At 45.5% G+C, this 19633-nt stretch carries 18 protein-coding genes and 1 tRNA gene; 7 read left to right on the top strand and 12 right to left on the bottom strand.

The window, feature by feature from the left end:
- Positions 1 to 27 precede the first annotated feature (27 nt).
- Both RBH76_03830 and RBH76_03825 read right to left on the bottom strand, forming a co-directional pair.
- Positions 28 to 975 carry a glycosyltransferase family 2 protein gene (locus tag RBH76_03830; protein WMJ84569.1) on the bottom strand — a complete coding sequence of 316 codons (948 nt, stop codon included), beginning with the start codon at positions 973 to 975 and terminating at the stop codon, positions 28 to 30.
- On the bottom strand, positions 972 to 3443 hold the full coding sequence (locus RBH76_03825) for a YfhO family protein (GenBank protein WMJ84568.1): 2472 nt from the start codon (positions 3441 to 3443) through the stop codon (positions 972 to 974). The genes RBH76_03830 and RBH76_03825 overlap by 4 nt, the downstream gene beginning before the upstream one ends.
- Before the next feature lie 310 nt (positions 3444 to 3753).
- On the opposite strand from RBH76_03825, the gene yfbR reads away from it, so the two are divergent.
- The gene (gene yfbR / locus RBH76_03820; GenBank protein WMJ84567.1) at positions 3754 to 4362 is read left to right on the top strand and encodes a 5'-deoxynucleotidase; all 609 of its coding nucleotides are present in this window, start codon (positions 3754 to 3756) and stop codon (positions 4360 to 4362) included.
- A gap of 150 nt (positions 4363 to 4512) precedes the next feature.
- On the opposite strand, the gene RBH76_03815 is transcribed toward yfbR, so the two are convergent.
- Positions 4513 to 5394 (bottom strand): MBL fold metallo-hydrolase, encoded by an 882-nt coding sequence (locus tag RBH76_03815; protein WMJ84566.1) that lies wholly within the window; start codon positions 5392 to 5394, stop codon positions 4513 to 4515.
- A 498-nt stretch (positions 5395 to 5892) separates the two neighbouring features.
- On the opposite strand from RBH76_03815, the gene RBH76_03810 reads away from it, so the two are divergent.
- The 3 genes from RBH76_03810 to RBH76_03800 all read left to right on the top strand — a co-directional run bounded on the left by RBH76_03810 (position 5893) and on the right by RBH76_03800 (position 11034).
- Entirely contained in the window at positions 5893 to 6831 is a 939-nt protein-coding gene (locus tag RBH76_03810) for a D-2-hydroxyacid dehydrogenase (protein ID WMJ84565.1), read from the top strand.
- A gap of 1072 nt (positions 6832 to 7903) precedes the next feature.
- Complete coding sequence (locus tag RBH76_03805; GenBank protein WMJ84564.1) at positions 7904 to 8929, top strand: TAXI family TRAP transporter solute-binding subunit; 1026 nt, start codon at positions 7904 to 7906, stop codon at positions 8927 to 8929.
- A gap of 128 nt (positions 8930 to 9057) precedes the next feature.
- A complete protein-coding gene (locus RBH76_03800) occupies positions 9058 to 11034 on the top strand; it encodes a TRAP transporter fused permease subunit (GenBank protein WMJ84563.1) in 1977 nt (658 codons plus the stop codon).
- Between the two features lie 99 nt (positions 11035 to 11133).
- Here RBH76_03800 and RBH76_03795 read toward each other — a convergent pair whose 3' ends face one another.
- A complete protein-coding gene (locus tag RBH76_03795; protein WMJ84562.1) occupies positions 11134 to 11655 on the bottom strand; it encodes a chorismate mutase in 522 nt (173 codons plus the stop codon).
- A gap of 313 nt (positions 11656 to 11968) precedes the next feature.
- Between RBH76_03795 and RBH76_03790 the strand changes: the two genes are divergently transcribed.
- Positions 11969 to 12364: a hypothetical protein gene (locus RBH76_03790; protein ID WMJ84561.1), complete on the top strand. Its 396-nt coding sequence runs from the start codon at positions 11969 to 11971 to the stop codon at positions 12362 to 12364.
- 103 nt (positions 12365 to 12467) lie between these two features.
- Here the strand turns inward: RBH76_03790 and RBH76_03785 are convergent, their stop codons facing one another.
- The 3 genes from RBH76_03785 to RBH76_03775 are packed head-to-tail and all read right to left on the bottom strand — an operon-like array spanning position 12468 to position 14300.
- On the bottom strand, positions 12468 to 12818 hold the full coding sequence (locus tag RBH76_03785) for a hypothetical protein (protein WMJ84560.1): 351 nt from the start codon (positions 12816 to 12818) through the stop codon (positions 12468 to 12470).
- 27 nt (positions 12819 to 12845) lie between these two features.
- Positions 12846 to 13313 carry a DUF4358 domain-containing protein gene (locus tag RBH76_03780; protein WMJ84559.1) on the bottom strand — a complete coding sequence of 156 codons (468 nt, stop codon included), beginning with the start codon at positions 13311 to 13313 and terminating at the stop codon, positions 12846 to 12848.
- A gap of 33 nt (positions 13314 to 13346) precedes the next feature.
- Entirely contained in the window at positions 13347 to 14300 is a 954-nt protein-coding gene (locus RBH76_03775) for a GDSL-type esterase/lipase family protein (GenBank protein WMJ84558.1), read from the bottom strand.
- A gap of 449 nt (positions 14301 to 14749) precedes the next feature.
- Here RBH76_03775 and RBH76_03770 point away from each other — a divergent pair.
- A tRNA-Leu gene (locus RBH76_03770) sits at positions 14750 to 14833 on the top strand.
- Positions 14834 to 14907: 74 nt separating this feature from the next.
- Here RBH76_03770 and RBH76_03765 read toward each other — a convergent pair.
- The 4 genes from RBH76_03765 to RBH76_03750 all read right to left on the bottom strand — a co-directional run bounded on the left by RBH76_03765 (position 14908) and on the right by RBH76_03750 (position 17380).
- Entirely contained in the window at positions 14908 to 15111 is a 204-nt protein-coding gene (locus RBH76_03765) for a hypothetical protein (GenBank protein ID WMJ84557.1), read from the bottom strand.
- 41 nt (positions 15112 to 15152) lie between these two features.
- Complete coding sequence (locus RBH76_03760) at positions 15153 to 15989, bottom strand: tyrosine-type recombinase/integrase (GenBank protein WMJ84556.1); 837 nt, start codon at positions 15987 to 15989, stop codon at positions 15153 to 15155.
- A gap of 139 nt (positions 15990 to 16128) precedes the next feature.
- Positions 16129 to 16452, bottom strand: coding sequence for a PH domain-containing protein (locus tag RBH76_03755; protein ID WMJ84555.1), 324 nt, complete (start codon positions 16450 to 16452; stop codon positions 16129 to 16131).
- Positions 16453 to 17167: 715 nt separating this feature from the next.
- The gene (locus RBH76_03750) at positions 17168 to 17380 is read right to left on the bottom strand and encodes a cold-shock protein (GenBank protein ID WMJ84554.1); all 213 of its coding nucleotides are present in this window, start codon (positions 17378 to 17380) and stop codon (positions 17168 to 17170) included.
- Between the two features lie 221 nt (positions 17381 to 17601).
- On the opposite strand from RBH76_03750, the gene RBH76_03745 reads away from it, so the two are divergent.
- Positions 17602 to 18027, top strand: a complete 426-nt coding sequence (locus tag RBH76_03745) for a hypothetical protein (protein WMJ84553.1) — start codon at positions 17602 to 17604, stop codon at positions 18025 to 18027.
- A 453-nt stretch (positions 18028 to 18480) separates the two neighbouring features.
- Here the strand turns inward: RBH76_03745 and RBH76_03740 are convergent, their stop codons facing one another.
- Positions 18481 to 19563: a hypothetical protein gene (locus tag RBH76_03740; GenBank protein ID WMJ84552.1), complete on the bottom strand. Its 1083-nt coding sequence runs from the start codon at positions 19561 to 19563 to the stop codon at positions 18481 to 18483.
- Positions 19564 to 19633 lie beyond the last annotated feature (70 nt).

Genomic DNA, 19633 nt, shown 5'->3' with positions numbered 1-19633 from the left:
GAGCATATGCCCCAGCACTTATAAAATTTACTGTAATGTAATTTGATCGATGATAAAATGCGGACGATGCTTGGCTTCTTGATAGACCCGACCGACATATTCGCCGATGATGCCGAGGCTTAACAACTGTATGCCACCCAACAGCCAGATTGAGCCCATTAAAGTGGTCCAGCCTTGGACAGTATAACCCATCAGCTTTTGCAACAACAAAACTAACAGCGTTATGACACTGGCTAAAAAGATCATCGCACCAGTCGTGGTCACCAAACGAATTGGTTTAATCGAAAAAGCGGTGATACCGTCGAAGGCGAACAGCAACATTTTTTTCAGCGGATATTTGCTCTCGCCTGCAAAACGCTCATGCCGCTCATAAGTGACAATGGCGTGCTTATAACCGATCAATGGTACGATGCCACGCAGAAACAGGTTCGCCTCGTTAAACTGCATCAGTCCCTCGAGCGCACGGCGAGAAAGCAACCGGTAATCCGCGTGGTTGTCAACAATGTCAACCCCCAGTGCCTGCATTAGCTTATAAAAACCCTCGGCCGTCGTGCGCTTAAATATGGTATCGGTGTCGCGTTTAGAGCGTACGCCATACACCACGTCGCAACCGTCCTGAAAATGCGCGACCATCTCATCGATGGCGTTGATGTCATCCTGCAAATCGGCGTCTAAGCTAATGGCAGCATCACAATGATCCTTTGCTACTGTTAAACCTGCCAGCAGTGCATTCTGGTGCCCTTTGTTGCGTGAAAGCTTGACGCCACCAAAATGCGCATCCTGTTGCGATAAATCCTCAATAATGCGCCAGGTTTTATCGCGGCTTCCGTCATCAACAAAGAGGATGCGGCTCTTATTGTTTATCTTTTCCGACTGAATCAGCGCTGCTAGCTTTGAGAGCAGGCGGGAGGCGGTCTCAGGTAAAACCTCCTCTTCGTTATAGCAGGGAACAACAAGATAGAGTACTGTTGTCATGGGTCATCCTCCTCGATGTCAGACGGAACATAGGGCAGCTCGTCGAGTGTTTCAAGATATTCTTCCAGAGAACGCGGTCGCTGCGACGGGGGTGCCAACGGTGGGGCGGGCGGGGAGTTGTAAGAAGCATCCGAATGCCGTCTTCTCAGTAGATGTGCTAACAGCAGATAAAGTGCCAGTATTACGAGCGCTGACAGCGTTATTTTTGTACCGAGCACAAGTCCCGGGGTGACGTAATCAAAGCGAATGGTCGCCTCGCCTGAAGGTACACGCACAGCCATAAAGCCGACATTGGCCTTTTCTATTACGGCGGGCACACCGTTGACGGTGGCCTGCCACCCCTTATCATAAGGTACCGAAAAGAACATTAGGCGCTCCTGCGGCAGGTTAGCCGTGGCGGTAAAGCCGCGGTTATCTATAACGAAGCTGCTGGCCAAAAGCGTAGAACGCGCGTCAATGGCGTCCTGAAGGCCAATCTCAGAAATAGCGCTATAATCCACCGCCGGAAGTTCCTCAATAATATCAAAGTTTCTAATGATGGCGGCGTCTGAAAGCTGGAGCGCATGCAGCATATGACGAACCTTCTGCTCACCTGAAAGCGATTTCATGGCCTCATCATTGACAGCAAATTCATAAGCAAAGCCCATGGGGAGATAGTCACTATTTTGGTAGATATTATATCCTAACTGCTCATCAAAAAGGGTGTAATCGGGCATGGGGTACTGCTCTTTGTTATCGGCGGCAATAATAAGCCAGCGAACCGAAAGTAGCGCTCGCAGGGCTGTGTATTCGGTTGGGGGCTTTGATGAAACATCGCGCTTGATTCCGACATAGGGGTAAAACTCCATGATGGATGCCGGCACAATGGAATGAAAAGCTTGTATATTTGGCAACCCCCAGAACATGCCGAGGTTATCCATGCACTCATACAAATCACTGCGGGCGAAAGGCTCGTCCGGCAATGATAATGCTTTTCTGCCATCGATTGCCACATCCACAAACCAATCGTCCCGCGACTTGCTGCTTTTGCCGCTGATGAGATAACCGGAGGTAAACGCCACGATGATAAACGAGAGAAGAATACAGGTTACACGCTGAAAAGCTGGGCTATCGCGCAACAAAAACAGCAGAATCGCCGAAAGCGACAGACAGAGCATTGCGGCAAAGACAATCAGCCAAAAGCCTGCCGCGTTATCGTAGAGTCCGAAAGTAAATTGCCCTTCTTTGTCCGCGACAGGCGAGAAGGCAACGGCAGCCGAAATGACGAAAATAAAACCTGCCGTCCAGCGCCAGCCGCTGATCCAGCCCAGTCGCATAGCGTCGGTGTCGCGCTCCTCTAACGCGGTTACAGTGGCAACGCACATCATGAGCACTGGCATGTAGAACCACCGCGCATAATACGAGTGATTAAACAGTACAAAAGTGGCATTAAAAACCGGCACGAGCGCCATAATCATCGAAAGAATAATCATCCGTTTGTGGAAATTATGTCGCTTAGCCATACAAAACGCAATAACACCCGTGGTGGAAAACAGCGGCAGCCACGCTGAAAGGGAGGCCCATTTAGCGCCCATATCGGGGAAGAAATTCGGGCGCGAGGGCAATTCTGGCGGAAAGAAAAAGCTTTGAATAATGGCGGGGAGGCGCTGATTAAAGCCGTACACCCACATCAGCCAGCCGTTGATTAGGTTGTCCGTCCCGGTACGCGGGTTGCCCATTAACGCAAGCACCGAGGGGATGAGGCAGATTGCCGACAGAGCCACGCCGAGTACCGCCTCGAAAGCAATACGCATAAACTTAGCGAAACTGCAGCCCCAGCCGCCGGTAGCGATGCGGATAAAGACATAAAGTATGACAAAGACGACCTCACCGATAAAAAACCAGTAATTGATCAGGCAGTTGACCGCCACCATAACGGCAAAAAAGCCCCGGCGGTCATTGACCACCAGTTCTTCGAGCGCAACCAGCAACAATGGGAAAAAGACACAAACATCGTGAAAGTGATTAAAGAAGATGTTAAATGTCATAAAGCCCGAAAAAGCATATAAAACTGCGCCGACAACGGCCCAGTTTATGTCCCGTACAAACCGCTTAATATATAGGTACGCCGTCAGCGAGGCACAGGCGGTCTTAAGCATCAGTAGCGGTGCCATGAGATGCGGCACGAAATCGGTGGGGAAGGGGAGTGTTAGCCAGAAAAATGGCGAGAAGAGCAGATAAAAGCTGTACGAACCAATAAAATTTGCACCCAGATCGGTATTCCAGTTCCAAAAGATGTTGCCGGAACGAACCATTTCATGTGCCAGCCTATAAAAAGGAATCTGCTGGACATTAAAATCCCCAAGGAAAATAAAATAACCTCGATTATATATCATTAGCGGCGTAAAAATAGCAAAGGAAAGCCCCAGTGCCCACAGGAACGCCTTTGCCTTCCCATGTTGGGTATCCGTTTGGGTTCTGAAAACCACCGACTCACCTCATTAAGAAGAAATTATTCATTTTATAGTATACCACAAAACCAAGATTTTCATATCAGCAAATATCAGAAACAGAAAAAATCTGCTATAAAACAACAGGTTATCGTCTTTAGCCATGTTTTATGTTACAATGATAGCGCAATTGACATGACAACGATTAAAAGAACTAAAATAAGCTTCAGCTTTCTTGATTTTAAGCGCGTGCTGCTCGTTCTACGAGCAACCGCAATACATGCACATTTATGGTCATTCCTTTTCATGGCCGTTTTGTGCTTTGATTGAAAACGAAAGGAACGATCATATGCGCGGTTTTTTTGCCATGATATCCCGTATGAAATATATTGATCGGTGGGGGCTGATGCGCTGCACCAGGAACGAGACGCTTGCAGAGCACACGTTGGAGACCGCCATGCTCACCCACGCGCTGGTTGAGATCGGCAACGCTCGGTTTATGCGTTCGCTCGACGCGGGACGGGCGGTACTCATCGCCATGTATCACGACTGCGCCGAGATCATCACGGGAGATCTGCCCACACCGGTGAAATACCACGACTTAAGCATCCGTGTGGCCTACCACTCGATTGAACGCCAGGCGACCAAACGGTTGATGGCTATGCTGCCAGAATCGCTGCTGCCGGCGTTTGCACCCTGCCTGGATCCCGACAAAACGGACAAGGAAACTTATGGACCGTACATCAAGGCTGCGGACAAGCTTTCAGCGTTGATAAAATGTACGGAAGAGCTCAAAGCTGGAAACATGGAGTTTCAGGCGGCATCCAAGGCGATTTCGGAACACCCTGCGCTTCAACTTCCCGAGGCTCAGATTTTTATCAAGGAATATTTGCCGGCCTATGCGCTGTCACTTGATGAAGTTGAGCGCTTTGGAAAAATAGATCAAACGACGGAATAAGCTGATTTCGCAGGGCTACCGGCTTCATATTTCGGCTTTGGTTCAGTTTACATTAAGTCTGACCTTGCTTTAGTTGGCGGGGTCAGGCTTTTATCTATAAATAAAATTGTGTACTATAGGAAATACTGTCAGAGGCGTGTTTAAAGCGCGTTAAAGCTCCTGCCCGCAAAGTTCGCGTAACACCACTTTAATGGCCGCCGCCGTATTGATGCTAAAAGCTTCATAGGGCCATATCGGGCGGTAAAGCTCGTTCCAGTATTGCTCGGCGTAACCCTCAAAGATGCCGGCGTAGTCCCGCCCTTCGTCGAACAGGCGGCGGATTAAAGCGGCAGATTGTGTTATTGCCGCCCGAGATTCGGTCAGATAATCAGCGCTTTGTTCTATTGAAAGCGGCGCCTGGGTATGAGAAAGAATGAACTGGCGTTTACCCAGTGAAGCAATGCGGCTCACCGAATCAAGTGTGGCCTGATAGCCGCTTAAAAAACAGGGCTGAACGCGACCGTCGGGACGCGGAACACCGAGCGTTTCGCACAGCCATGTGGTATTCTCATCGGGGAAATCGACCGAGAGCGAGTCCTTGGTATGCCCCGGGGTAAACAGTATCCGGAGCACACCGTTATCAAAGGGGAGCTCCTGTCCGTCAAAAAGCGGTGTGATGACCTGCAGTTCGGCATCGTCAAAGTGGCCGCCCGTAAAACCGGTGCCATAAAGCCGCTGGGCATTTTGGCACATTTTGTGGATCGTAGCCAGTGCAGTTGGTTTTGAGAACACCTCGCGCACATAGGGGTGCGCATAGATCGGCGTCTCGGGAAAGGCACGCCGCAGCCAGGGCAACCCGGCCGCATGGTCATAGTGTGAGTGGGAGAGAATGATAGCGTCCAGCGGTCTGTTGTTTATAAGTGTTTTAATGTTGTCCACCGTTTCCGGTGCACAGAACGAGACGGTGCAGTCCAGCAGTATGGCAGAACTTTCCCCCAGAATTAATTGACAATTCCCGGCAGGGTGTGCCGAGATAAAAAAGGATTGCAGCATGTGGGTACTTCCTTTATATAGATATCATTACCCAACTATTATGGCATATTTTAAGGAAAAATGAAAGCACAGGTGAACACAGATTGCCCAATCATAGAGTAAAATAGCTTTGAGAAATAACAATAAGATGTTAAAAACACAGAACATCATTTCAATATTGGAAATTTTATGCAGGGTATTTTAAATTGGAATTGCAGATTTTTAATTCACTCTAATTTATCCACTCTAATTGAAATGTAAAATTTTTATTTTTTTTACATTTTCAAAAAATGAAATAAACCTATTAAATTAATGCAGAATAAATGAAAAAATTAATTTCATATGCTAAAATATGAATTAAAATAATTGCTTCCGTCAAAACTTCGATTATAATGCAAAAATGCGCTAAAATGGCTTAACTAAGCGCAAAAAAAGGCTATTGACGCATTAAAAGCAATGGGGTATGATGTAGATATTATCGCACCAATATCATTAATATTTCGGGAGGATATAACCATTATGAAGTGCTTAATTATTGACGCTGTGCATGAAGCCATTGCGCAGGAACTTGGAAAACATATGCAGGTAGATCACAAGATGCTTCCCACTCAGGCAGAGCTTGTTTCACTCATCCCCGACTATGATGTCCTGATTATGCGTGTTGATCCTGCAATTAATAAAGAGATTCTTGATGCCGCCAAGAACCTTAAAGTAATTGGTGTTTGCTCTGTGGGCCTCAACCACATTGATATGGAGGCAGCTAAGGCAAAGGGCGTTCAGGTGTTTAATGCTCCCGGTCTTAACGCCAACGCTGTTGCTGAGCTGACCATTTCCAAGATGCTCGACCTCGCTCGTAACACCATGGAAGCTAACCACGATGTTAAGGTTCTCAAGCAGTGGGATAAGTATAAGTTTGTTGGTCGTGAGCTGCGTGGTCGTACCCTTGGTGTTGTCGGATTTGGTCGTATTGGCCGCCGTGTCGCTGAGTTGGGACGCGCATTCGGCATGACGACTGTTGCGTATGACCCGTTCCTCAAGCCCGAGGATTTCCAGAAAGAAAACACCACGGGTATGGAGGTTGAGGAGCTGCTGAAGACTTCTGACTTCATCTCCATCCATGTTCCGCTTACCCCCGAGACACGTGACCTGGTCTCTAAGAAACAGATCGCTTTCATGAAAAATGACGCTGTTGTCCTCAATATGAGCCGTGGCGGCATTGTCAATGAAAAGGATGCTTTTGAGGCGCTCAAGAACGGCCAGCTTGGTGGATTCGGCAGCGACGTTCTCGAGAACGAACTAGCTGATGGCGGTCTCACTGAGGGCGCAGGTTTTGATTCGCCGTTGTTTGAGCTCAATAACTTTATTGTCTCTCCCCATATTGGCGCACAGTCAATCGACGCTTCTAAAGACATTGGTGCACATATTATCGCAAAGGTCAAAGAAGCTTTGTCCCTGTAAGCTTAATCATAGTTTTGATTTCAGTTAAGAGTTCGCAGTATGCGAACCGTTCCTGGGATAAGGGGAAAAGGTAAGGAATTACAATAGAATATTTAATTTATTTAAGCTGGCATCGTTTTAAGCGGTGCCAGCTTTTCATTGCCTTTAGCGCCATACACCTCAGTGCTAATTGGATTAAAGTTAACTATTCATTGGTGAGATAAACTGACCATACCTTCATATCCAGAGTTATAAAGATTGTAATTAATTGTTTTTAGCGAACGGATCGGTGAAGAGCGGTTTTATCCATGTAAAACATTTTTAAAGGTGGTTTTTTTTCTAGCTTAATATAAACCATTCAAAACTAACTGCAACGTGCCACTTGCACCAAATACAAACAAAGATTCAAGTTTTAACTACCGAATTCAAGTATATATAGCATCAGCAAATTGTTTTTATGTCTTTCAGGTAAGACAATTCACTTGAAGGGGATTGCATAACCAGCGAATTATTAATCATTAGATATTAACAAAAGCGTAAAGAAGTAACTTTTTTCTTCATTATCAATTCATATATTTGATAAATTATGCCTGTTCAAATAATTTGAAAAATGAAAATATATTGCAAAATATGCTCTACCGTCTTGCTGATAAATACACTTTAATAGCAATAATAGAACAAATATTAACTTAACAAAATAAAACCAGACACCAATTCACCTAAAAACACACGTCTAAATTGTGCAGTATGACGATATAGTGATCAAATTATTAAAAACAGTATGATGTTTTTTAAGTAATATGACGTATATATAATTATTGCTTATAAATTAAGTTTATGTTAATATTTATATGTATTCTTTCATCGTTCTGTCCTCGTACCATGGACAACACGAAATTGTATTTGTAAAAGTGATGAAGGAAACGGAAAGGAGGTAGGGGGTAAGAGCAGTAAGAGGCATTTTCCGTAGGTATGTATTTTGACAGATCGATTGTTTTTGTATTGTTTGCAGTTGTTTATACATAGTTACTTTTGCGATAAATATGAAAGTTACTGATTTGTCAAAAAAAATTGAATAGGAGTGACCAATATAATGAAGAAAATTTCCGTAATTGCATTGGCGTTAACCATGATTCTTGTGGCAACCGCTTGCGGCGGTGCGTCCAGCGCGGCGCCCGCAGCTTCTTCCGCACCGGCGTCTTCCGCTGCACCTGCTTCGTCTGCACCGGCTTCCGGCAAAACCACCATCTTGACCATCGGTACTGCTGATACTGGCGGCACGATGTACCCCGTAGGCTGCACCATCGCCAAAGTTATCAACGACAATGTTGAGGGTGTTAAGGTGAATGCCGAGACCTCTGCAGGTTCCCCTGCAAATACCGTTAATCTTCAGGCTGGCGAAATCGACCTCGGCATGATCGCAGGCGACGTCGCTTATCAGGCTTATTCCGGAACCGGCAAGTTTGAGGGCAAAGCCTGCGCAGACATCCGTGCGCTTGCAGCTTGCTATCCGTCTCTTTCCAACTGGATCGTGCTCGATTCTTCTAATCTGAAGTACATCGAGGATCTGGGTGACAAGAAGCTTGCCATCGGACCGTCTGCTTCCGCAACTGCTATTGCTGCTAACGCAGGCATTGAAGCTGCTGGCGTTACCCCGAGCGCTGCTGAGTACCTTGGCCTGACCGAAGGTGCCGACTCTGTTGGCGACGGCGTTCATGACGCTGCGCACGCATTTGCTGGTATTCCTGTCGGTGGTTTCCTCAACCTGACCAACATCAAGGCTGCTCACCTGCTTGCTTATAAGGAAGAGACCCTTGATAAGGTTATCGCTGCTAACGGCTCTTACTACAAGGCTGTTATCCCCGCGGGCACCTACAACAACCAGACCGAGGATATCCCCACCTTTGGCGTTAAGTGCCTCGTAGCGGTCAATGCTTCGATGGACGATGAGCTTGTCGGCAAAATGGCTGAAGCACTGCACACCCATCCCGATGATCTGGTTGCTGGACATGCGGCTATGACCGCTATGACCGACGCAGCTTTCATGTGCAATGACCTGCCCATTCCGCTGCATCCCGGTGCCGAAGCTTACTATAAGGACGCTGGCCTTATCAAGTAAGTTATTGCAACCCTAAAAATCTAAACAATATTTCCTAATTAGGTCAGATGCCGTCCGGAGCGAGGCGCTTCGGACGGCATCAACGGATTTCCCATAATAGTTGAGAATTGAGGATTAAGGAGATTTTTATGGCGAAAAAAGAAAATGTCAATGCAGCTCCAGATATTGACATAGCCAGTTTGGACAGCGATCTTGCTGTTATGAAAGCTGTTGAAGAGGGTAGCGCGAATCCGTTTATAAAAGCGGCTTCAGTAGTTGCCATCGTGATGAGCTTGTTCCACCTTTATACAGCGCAGTTTGGTTTATTCGATGCAATCGGTCAGCGCGGCACCCATATGTGTTTTGCTATTACTATATTGCTGCTTACCATGCCGCTTGCTGATCACAATATCTTTACAAAAGTTTTGAAAGACAACAAAGCATACCGTGCAATTTGTCGTTTTATTGACCTTGCGCTGATTGCGCTCGTATGGTTTGCTACTTACATGTGCCGTGTCGAAAGCCTTGCCCAGAACGATAACATGGGCATTGTTACGATTTGGGCTTCTATCTCTGGCGGCATTCTATATGTTATTGTTATTGAGGCTTCTCGCCGTTCGCTCGGTTGGATTTTGCCCAGCCTGGCGCTGCTGTTCACCGCTTATGCGCTGGCAGGTCCGCATCTGCCGCTGGCTATTGCGCATCGCGGCTATAGCTTCAAGCGTATCTTTGAGTTTCTCGCAGTGGCGGGTGATGGCCTGTTTGGTCAGTGCCTGACGGTTTCTGCAACGGTTATCTTTATGTTTGTTATGTTCGGCGCTTTTCTTGAAGCCTCTGGCTGCTCCGGCTTTATCAATGATATCGCCATCTCGCTAACCGGACGCATCAAGAGTGGCCCGGCTCTGTCGGCTGTTATGGCATCTGCGCTGATGGGCACCATCAATGGTTCCGCTGTTGCCAACGTGGTCGGCACTGGTACCTTTACCATTCCGCTGATGAAATCGAGAGGCTATAAGTCGGAATTTGCCGGCGGTGTTGAGGCGGTCGCTTCAACCGGTGGACAGATTCTTCCCCCTGTTATGGGTTCCGGTGCGTTCTTGATGGTTGCATTCACCGCAGAATCTTACATGACCATTGTTAAGTGCGCGACGTTGCCTGCTGTCTGCTACTTTGTCGGTTGCGCTTTCTCAGTTATTGCACAGGCAGAGCGCGGTGGCATTGTACCCACCCCCGAGGATCAGATTCCTGTCACCAAAAAAGTGCTTAAAGATGGCTGGATTTATCTGCTGATCATCGCCATTCTTGTTTACTGCTTGCTTGGCGCGCAGCTTTCGCCCTCTCGCGCGGCGTTGTTTGCCATTTACAGCGTGCCGCTTATCATGCTGCTGGATAAGAAGAAGCGTTTTACTTTTAAAGATGTAATTCCTTCTCTCAAAAAATCGGGCTTCAACGCCATGTCCATCGTTCTCGGATGCGCCTGCGCCGGAATTGTTGTTTCGATGGTTTCGTTGACCGGTATCGGCGTCGTATTCGGCGATATGATGATCTCCGCTTCGGGCGGCAGCCTGTTTATGTCGCTTGTGTTTACCGCCATGGCGTGCATCGTGCTTGGCATGGGCTTACCTACCACGGCGGCCTATGTTATTGCAGCGTCAATTTTGGCTCCCGCGCTCATTAAGCTGGGCCTGGCTATGTTGACTGCACATCTGTTTGTATTCTACTTTGCCTGCTTGTCCGCTATTACGCCCCCTGTTGCTCTGGCTGCGTATGCGGGTGCTGGTATTGCCAAGTGCAGCCCCATGACCACCGCCATTGAGGCCTGTAAGGTCGGGTTTGCTGGGTTTGTTGTGCCCTTTGTATTCTGCTATACCCCGGCATTTATGATGCAAGGTTCAAGCGCTCAAATTCTTTATGTCCTTGTTACAGCGCTGCTTGGCGTTATTGCCATGTCGATGGGCTTCCAGGGATGGTATTTCAAGAACCTGAACATGCTCGAAAGACTATTACTGTTAGCTGGTGGTTTAGGTTTGGTTCTGCCAGGCACACCGACTAACTTTGCTGGTATTGCTGTCATGGCAGTCCTGTTCTTTTTTGCTAAGGTCTCTAAAAAGAAGATTGCGGCATAAACCTTAACTAGATTGTTTAAACCAAACGCCCCGACAATTTTGTCGGGGCATTTTCTATTAAGTTTAAAACCTATTAAGCACCATTTAGTGGTTTTGGCTTTATATTAGGGTAAACTTCTCCGCTGTATCAGCCAACACGGCTAATGCGGCGATAAAAGTCGGATCGTTAGTCTTACCGGCCAACTCAATATCCACCAATAGATTACCGCCAGGCATAGACTGAGAACGAATATTGGTGATATTGACTTCTGCGGCCGCTAACGGAGACAAGTAACGGCTTAAAGCCCCCGGCTTATCTTGCAAAATAGCACGAACCGATGCGCCGCCCACGTCGGTTGGAACCGAGATGTTCTTTGGCGACTGTTCATATTCATGGAATTTATAAATATCCATCAAAATGCCGTATAGCAGCTTTAAGCCGCTTTGCATCATGACGTCGGGACCTACCACATCGCCCACGCGCTTGAGTACCTGCTCCTCACGGTCGGGCGCAAACACTGGCAGGTTGTGTTCTTTTTTATAGCGTATAACATCTGAAATAAGAGTTCGACGTTTAAGAATCAAAGTAAGAATCTGACTGTCCACGCCGTCAATCTCTGCGCGCAATACCTCCAGGTCCACAACTTACACCTCTTTACTGCGATTTTGTTCTTCTGTTCCCATATTCTTAGTTCCTTATGTTAATATTATAAAATTTGTACAAGTTGGTTGTCAATTGATAAAAGCACTGGTATTGAAATAACGAAAGGTGCAAAAAACAGCACTGTTGACCAACAAAAATTGCAATGAGTTTTCATTAATGAAAATTAAATGAGAACTAAAAACTATTCAAGGCATTATATTGCCAGAAATTATTGATTGGTTAAGTGAAAACCTTTAAGATAGCGGGGGATAATGAGAAAGCATTTAATATTTAATCAAGGGGAGATTTGCTTTGCGCACAACTATAGCAGAGTATTCAATAGTATATACGATGGGCGCGATGGGATATGGTTTATTAGAGACGCTCTGGCGCGGTTATACCCATTGGAGCATGACTATAGCAGGCGGATTGTGTTTTATGCTGATCTACAGTATCAATGCGAGACGCAAAGAATGGGGGATCTTTAAAAAGTGCATTGCAGGGGCGATATCGGTAACGACTGTGGAATTTGTAATAGGTGTCATTGTGAACATAGTTCTGGGCTGGCAGGTGTGGGATTATTCTGATATGCCATTTTCTGTTTTGGGACAGGTGTGCCTAAGCTTTTGTGGGCTGTGGTTTCTGCTCTGCATCCCAATGATGAGACTTTCCGAGCTTTTGCAAAGAAAACTTTTCGGATATCGTTAAAGCATGGTTTATCAAATGCGGTTATCCGTCGATACTAAAAAGCATCCCGATTACCAAAATCTTAATTTGGTAACCGGGATGCTAAACTGCATTTTGAGGCTTTTTATGTGGTGAGTACTGATCTGACGATTAGTACGCAGGTGAGCAGGGCTGAAAACAAACCGCATACGCTTAGATATCCGACACGTAGGCGGGTGCTTTTAATATTTAAAGATATTATGCCAAGTAAGACACAGGTCAGCGTCAACACACACAGGTCAATGCCTATCCATGCAGCAACCACTGTGATGTGTAGCAGTCCGGCAATCGGTTCACTTAACCACAGGCCTGCAATATGTCCGGCAGGGACTAATAACAGAGGCAGCATCGCGATGCTCCAGGCGCTTTTTTTGCCAAGCGACATGAACGACATTATAAGGATGACAAGAATGATCGCGCTGCATTCAAAAATCATAGCGAGGCTCCTTTTTACTAGAAGAAGTTATTTCAGTGCTTCGTTAAATAGTTTTTGAATAGTGTCATTATTATCGGACACAACAAGTAGTAGATAGTTGCCGTTAGTTTCTATTAATGCGTTCTCCAGTCGGAATTTTTCGTCCGGGCGGTAGTTTTCATAGTTTGAAATTTGGTCTGAAATTCTTGCTTCTACCGCGGCCTTAGCCGACTTTAACGCTGCATCACTGCTACATTTAAACAGGGCAAATTCGCTTGCAGTTGCACTGGAGGATGAGACATAAACACGATATTCGTCCAGTCCTTCAAAAGAAAGATCGTAGTAATCGCCGACCACCTTGTCTGAAAGCAGAATCAGTTCATCATTAAAGCTGCCTTTTGAAAGCACGTCGGTTGAAAGGGAATCCATGTCTAATTCCTTTTTAGATGCACCACATCCGGCAAACATGATAGATAGCATAATACAGCATAATGCTGCTGCGATAATTTTTTTCATCGAGAACTTTCTCCTTTATTGTCAGTTTATACGTTATGATAAAGCGTGTGTTTTAAGGTAATCGAACCAGATAATATATTGCGAAGAAATGATATGCATACCGTCAGGGGTGTTGCTTTCGGGCATAGCATTATTTGCATCTTTGAAGACCGAAGCCACATCAAGGTAATAAACGCCTTTTTCTGTCGCCATGGTACAAAGCATCTCATTAAAACGGTCGATATCCGCGTTTGTAGTGGTGTTAGGTGCATATTTGACATGAAACAACGGCTCATTGATCGGCAAAACAGACTGCACGTAGATGATGGTATCATCGCCGGTGCGCTTTAACACCTCGTCGACCAAACGCTCGTACTGCTCAATCAGGTAATCAAAGCTTGAAAGTAGACTGTTGGCACCTAGCATGATATACACTTTTTTTGTGGGGTGCTGAGCCAGTGCGTCCAGAATGGTTAACGTTTGCCCATCCTGTTTGATTGCCTGTTTGGTAAATATATTTTCAAGAGAGATGCCAGTAGCGGCTAAAACAGTGGTGTTGCTCATGACATCATAGTGCTTAATGCCGACCGTTAATGAATCCCCGATAAAAACAGCATCGTCAAAATAAGTGCTGGTTACGCGTGGCTGCTCTGGCAGTGCTTGATTTTGTGGGGAGGGGCGAGCCGATGCCGAAACAATTTCAGATGAAGCGGAGGCGTTGCCTTCAGCACCTGAAGATGCTGTACTACTGGCATCTGTGCCTGAAGAGGGTGCGATGCTACTGGAAGTAGGTTGCCCTGAGGACGAACCGGCCTCTGATGAAACTGAGGAATACTGACCGGTGATCGAAGGATCGAGAACAAGCGGTGAAAGTACTTCGATTTTGGGGGAATTGAGCTGCCAGATTCCAGCTAATAAAGCTGAAAAAGCGACAGCTGAAGAAACGATAATAAGCGGTACCACAGCGCTTTTTTTGCGCTTGGACCGCCGGATTTTTTTACTGCTCACAGTATTCTCCTTGTACATGATTGAGTAACGCTATTATACTACGTTTGCAGCATTTTGCAAAGTGCAACATTTTTAATAACGTGTAAATATTCCGTTTATACAAAGCTATACTTAAAGTAATTAACACTTTCAACAGAGTTTTCAACAAAACTATGGCTTTTTGGCTTTTCTATCATGTTGAGAACATGTGTTTTTCACAATGGCATGTAAAAAATTTCATCCCATACATTTTAATAGTTGATTATATGCGGTTGTACACGAATCTATACAGAGGGTCATTTTATCATCTGAGTGATTGCGTTTGAATAGCATTTTTTTATGAATAAACGAATATGCTGTATCTACTCAAGTGCTGTAAAAAAAGGACGAAATTTATTACATAAATCCATTGACATTTTGCAGTTTGTTTGATACAATGATACTCGCCGCTGAAAATGGCGGCTCGAAATGCGGTAGTGCTGGAATCGGCAGACAGGCACGTTTGAGGGGCGTGTGTCCTAGACGTATGGGTTCAAGTCCCATCTACCGCACCATAAAGAAAAGGCTTAGGAATCACGTTCCTGAGTCTTTTTTGTTTTCTAAACAACCCACTTTGTAACCCACTAAGTTATTTGTCGTTTAAAATACTTTCCCAAATCTCATTTGATTTCTCGGCGGTCTTTCTTCGCATATCATCGTAAGCGTGTCCGTATGTGCCGAAACTGTCCATGTTGGTGGTGTGTCCTACCAGCTTTTGAAGCATGCCTTCTGGCATCTCGGCAGAAACGGAAACAAAGGTGTGGCGTAGCTCGTAAGGCGTCGTTTTACTCATCCCGTTATGCGCACAGTATTTGCGCCAGCGCTGCCCGTACATTACTTGGGTATAATATCGCCAAACACGCGCCCGAACATATTCAAAGTGCGCTGATCTCGTAAAACGTCAGCTGCAATATTGCTTAATGCAAAGGTTCTATTTGCCGACTTATTTTTACCCTTAGTGGTTTCACCGTATTTATTAATGGAACGTTGGATATGAACCAACTTATTATCCAAATCTATGTCAGGCCATTCCAAGCCTAAAAGCTCTCCGGGGCGCAGGCCGGTTAATACTTGAAAGCGAAAGGCATATACAAGTTCTTCCTCAATTTCTTTACCCCGCAAAAAAGTCTTGTTGCTGGAAAATAGCTTTTTAAGATCGGCGGGTAGCAGTATATTTTTAGTTTTAAATTCTGCGTCTTTAGGAATTGTAATATTTTCTGGTAACAGCGTGGTATATTTGCACTTGCGGAAATATTTCATGAATGCGCTTAAGTCGGCTCGTAGATTCATGAGTGTTTTGCGGGACCTTCCAGCAGCGTAAGCACTATTAATAATACGTTGCAAGTGCTGCTCGGTGAGGTTTTCTACTCGCACATTGCCGATCATTGGTTCAATCCATGTTGTATATCGGGAATTAAGTGGCAAATACATACCTTGTGAATATACCTTCTTTTGCTCAGCAAGATATTCATTATAAATTTTAGATAATCTTTCGTTACTTCTGGTGACATTCTCATCCAGCCACGCGTCGGCCTTGGCGTTCGCCTCACGCAGTCCTGTTCGCCCAGGCTTAGAACTATAAAAACTTTTGCGCTCCCCGTCTTTTTGAACGTTAATTCTCCAGCGACCTCGCTTTTTAATCCAAACGGCAGTATTTGTTCGTTTTCCCATAAAAATAAACCTCCTGAAGGTATGCTTACGCAAGCCCTGCGAAGGTGTTATAATTCACCTTGCAGAGCGGCTTTCGTGATAGTTGGCTGCTTATATTGCGTTCCGTTCGGCGTTGGTAGCACCGGGCGGGATTTTTTGTTTAAAGCACTTTTTCGCTGATCATGCGGCAGATTTCCGAGACATTGCAGTCGGATGTAAATTCCAGTTTCACCTTGCCGAGTCCGGAAAACCACAGGACAAGCTCACTGTCCAAATCCAGCACGCCGGCTGTCTCGACTGAAAAGCTTTGGATTTTGGAATATGGTAACGATGTGAAGTCTTTCTTTTTGCCAGTGATCCCCTGAACGTTTATTACAATAATACGTTTGTCGGTAAAGACAGACGCAATAAGCGAGACTGCCCGACCTACCGGGAGTGCAATAAATTCCGCAAGTGGCTCAATGCGGTTTGGGCTGAGATACATAGTACTTTTGTGATAAAGACAGATAAACCATAATTTACCTGCATTGCGTTATGTTCATTTTATGCGATTAGATTGGGATTTAAATCTGCAGTACGCTTTTATTGGTAACGAAATAATAAAATAAATAATCATTGCATTAAGCAACAGAGATAGAGGATTTAGTTGCATGGACATCAAGGGGGTTACTCTAATTGCCGTATCATAAATAGTAATAAACGGTATGGGAAAACCAACCTTATATTGAAAATTGTCAATTATCTTAAATGGTAAAAGATAAGATAAAACAATCTCTATCCAAAATGCTAAATTTAATATTTTCCAATTAATATTCTTCACTAAAATTCTCCTTCGTCTAAAATAAACATTTTATTTTATTATCTCAAATGTCGCTGGAGAATTCTACCCCTGTTTAAAAGTTCGGCAATTGCTAATGTGACGACAAATAACAGTTTATCGACGGATTGCCGACAGAAAGGACGCAAATATGAAAAAAGCAGGGGAAAAATAGGCAAAAAAAATCCAGGGCCAGCAACTGCCCCGGGTCTCTTCCTTTTGACTATCTCTCACTTACATAAGGGACTTCGTCTTCGTAGATCAAATCATCTACATCTATGTCGCCAATATTTAGAAACACGCTTAATTCTCCTTCCTCAATTTATAATTATATACCCCACACAAATCCGCTCCTGTGAAGAAGCGGATTGTGTAGCGAGGGTTAAGCTACACGAACGTTAACGGCGCGCAGCTTGCGGGAATCCTTGGGGTCGGGTTCGGTATCAAAGAAAACCTTCTGCCCCTCGACTAGCGATTTAAAACCGTTGCTTTGAATGGCAGAGAAGTGAACAAAAACATCCTCGCCGCCTTCGTCGTTGGCGATAAACCCAAATCCTTTGCCCTCGTTGAACCACTTGACAGTACCTTTATTCATAAAGTACCTCCTGAAAAAAGTTATCCTACAACAAAAATAAAAACCACGGGTGAAATAAGTCAAACGAAAATTGACTTACAACCCGCGGCGATCAATTCGTACATTTAGAACACTCGTTAAGTATACCCGGGTTGTCCAGTATTGTCAAGACAAATATTTTAGCATAAAACAGTTGGCTAATATTCTGCTGACGCAACAAACAACAGAAAGGACGTGACAGCATGACCATACACGACATAATCAAGGGCATACCGCTTGAACGCCTTGCTTTTATCTGTGAGGCAGAGAAAAGCCGCCGCCTCGTCGCGTTTCCAACAACCGCATCTGCGAAACGGGCAGCCGAAGAAGCCTATGCAGAGGCGTTTTGCGATTTGGCTGAATCCTCCGCTAATGAATGGTTGGAACAGCAGGAACAGGACGGAAATGCGCGGATAGAGGCCACAGAGGACATTGAAAACCCACGCCTCACCGAGTTATGCGAGGCCGAGCGCGACGGGCGGTGCGTGGTGCTGCCGTGTAAGATTGGCGATTTCATATACGACATAGATTTTAAACGCCCAACTATGAATGCAGTAATAGGATTTCGAAATGGCGCAATGATGGGCGAAGACTATGAAGATGAAGATATATGGAAGGATGGCAAGTAGAATATGCTAGATCTGGCGTGTCGGGCTCATGCCCAATAAGCGAGTTCGGGAAAAGCTTATTTCTCACCCGCGAAGCCGCCGAACCTGCATTGGAGGTGCAAAATGAACGCTGACAAGCTAACCGAAATACTACGCCTCTCGGAAGAAACCACAGTGTTAGCAGAGGCTGATGCAGGCTTTGCCGTAGGAGAAAAGTTGTAAGGCATGTGGTCACTGGCGGGGGCACCCCGATGCCGGGCGGTGCGCCTGCGATTTGCAAGACACGGATAATCTTGTGGCGCTGGGGGTTCAAAACGCCGCTAAATAACAGTTTATCAGGCGCACAGAACTAAAAAACGCCATCCATAACATGGCAGTCCTTTTAAGAAATGCCATTCCGGATAGCGTTTTAGGTTAATGGCGCCGGATATAAATATGGTAAAGCCTATGTGCAGGCTTAATCCGAAATATCAATTATCGGCGTGAGAATACACGCGCCACGGGGTTATATAGCTCGGTGCCCGAAAGTGTCGCTGCCTTGGCCACCTCTGGGTCAGGAGAAACTAACGGAATATCCGAGATGACATAACGGCCCAATGTGCGGGTACGGAAACGGAAGCCTTCGTAAGACTCATCATACACAGCACCCAGAATTTCTACCGGCATACCGTCAACAAGTTCGTAAATATATTTGCCGGTTTCAGTCTCGTAGAAAAATTCTCCTGTGCGGTTGAAAGCGGTATTGTTAAAGCCAATAAAAACCATGTTGGCAGTGGGGTTGGCGGCCTCAACAGCCGAATTGGGCGTGGTATCATACAGCAGCAGCAGCTTGCCCTGGCCAGAAACATCCACCGTGAAGGTGCCTTCGTTCGGATCGGAACCAAAGCTGAATTCTACTTTGTCGTCGTAGTCAAACTTAAGCAGATAAGGGTCGCCGGGAGAGAGAAATTGTGTATCTTCTTTAATGATCAGATCCTGTGTAACCATGCGGCTGTTGCGGTAGCTTTGGAAATAGTCTACCGAAAACTGCACCGGTACCTCGGCATCTTTTATGTGGTATGCCGCTTCACCCGTTCTTTTGTTAAGGGTAATAGTTCCGATAACGTCTGCTTCACTGGTGCTTTCGCTGTCTTTTAGTTTAATCTTTATGACGGGGTCATATAGTCTGTTACCGTCTCTGTCAACACCTATAAGGGTAACCCAAACAGATTCCACAAGGTCACCGCCCTCTTCCCAATTAGCCTTTACCTTAATATTTCGTATCATGTCAAGGTTAAAGCCTTCGATGCCACTTTCTCCTTCAGTAGCAAGAACCACCATCACTTCCGAGCCATATTCAGCGGGACAAATTGCTGTAGGCATAGCGACGCTCTTTTCTTGATCCACGAAAACCACCGTCTGGGCGTATTCGCTATCTTCAAATGCTATTGCCCCTATAATTCCCTCGGTTGAAAAACCTTTTGTAATAAGCGGAGGGCCTGATGGCTTTGCGTTGGAAATGATGACCAAACTAAACAGCAATGCTACGCTTAGTATTACACTAAAAATTTTTTTCATATTGTTTCCTCCAGTCAAATTCAACTATTGCAAAACCTCATTTCATTTTTTACCAAAAATCCTTTGGTTA

This window comes from Oscillospiraceae bacterium MB24-C1 (genome assembly GCA_030913685.1).
Classification (GTDB): Bacteria; Bacillota; Clostridia; order Oscillospirales; family Ruminococcaceae; genus Yanshouia.
This window is presented reverse-complemented; position numbering and strand designations above follow the sequence as displayed.

Bases quoted from the DNA above. Each gene is read 5' to 3' on its own strand.
- RBH76_03805 (WMJ84564.1), top strand. From the start codon at position 7,904: ATGAAGAAAATTTCCGTAATTGCATTGGCGTTAACCATGATTCTTGTG.
- RBH76_03745 (WMJ84553.1), top strand. From the start codon at position 17,602: ATGACCATACACGACATAATCAAGGGCATACCGCTTGAACGCCTTGCT.
- RBH76_03815 (WMJ84566.1), bottom strand. From the start codon at position 5,394: ATGCTGCAATCCTTTTTTATCTCGGCACACCCTGCCGGGAATTGTCAA.
- yfbR (WMJ84567.1), top strand. From the start codon at position 3,754: ATGCGCGGTTTTTTTGCCATGATATCCCGTATGAAATATATTGATCGG.
- RBH76_03810 (WMJ84565.1), top strand. From the start codon at position 5,893: ATGAAGTGCTTAATTATTGACGCTGTGCATGAAGCCATTGCGCAGGAA.
- RBH76_03785 (WMJ84560.1), bottom strand. From the start codon at position 12,818: ATGATTTTTGAATGCAGCGCGATCATTCTTGTCATCCTTATAATGTCG.
- RBH76_03830 (WMJ84569.1), bottom strand. From the start codon at position 975: ATGACAACAGTACTCTATCTTGTTGTTCCCTGCTATAACGAAGAGGAG.
- RBH76_03800 (WMJ84563.1), top strand. From the start codon at position 9,058: ATGGCGAAAAAAGAAAATGTCAATGCAGCTCCAGATATTGACATAGCC.
- RBH76_03740 (WMJ84552.1), bottom strand. From the start codon at position 19,563: ATGAAAAAAATTTTTAGTGTAATACTAAGCGTAGCATTGCTGTTTAGT.
- RBH76_03780 (WMJ84559.1), bottom strand. From the start codon at position 13,313: ATGAAAAAAATTATCGCAGCAGCATTATGCTGTATTATGCTATCTATC.
- RBH76_03755 (WMJ84555.1), bottom strand. From the start codon at position 16,452: ATGTATCTCAGCCCAAACCGCATTGAGCCACTTGCGGAATTTATTGCA.
- RBH76_03760 (WMJ84556.1), bottom strand. From the start codon at position 15,989: ATGGGAAAACGAACAAATACTGCCGTTTGGATTAAAAAGCGAGGTCGC.
- RBH76_03750 (WMJ84554.1), bottom strand. From the start codon at position 17,380: ATGAATAAAGGTACTGTCAAGTGGTTCAACGAGGGCAAAGGATTTGGG.
- RBH76_03765 (WMJ84557.1), bottom strand. From the start codon at position 15,111: ATGAGTAAAACGACGCCTTACGAGCTACGCCACACCTTTGTTTCCGTT.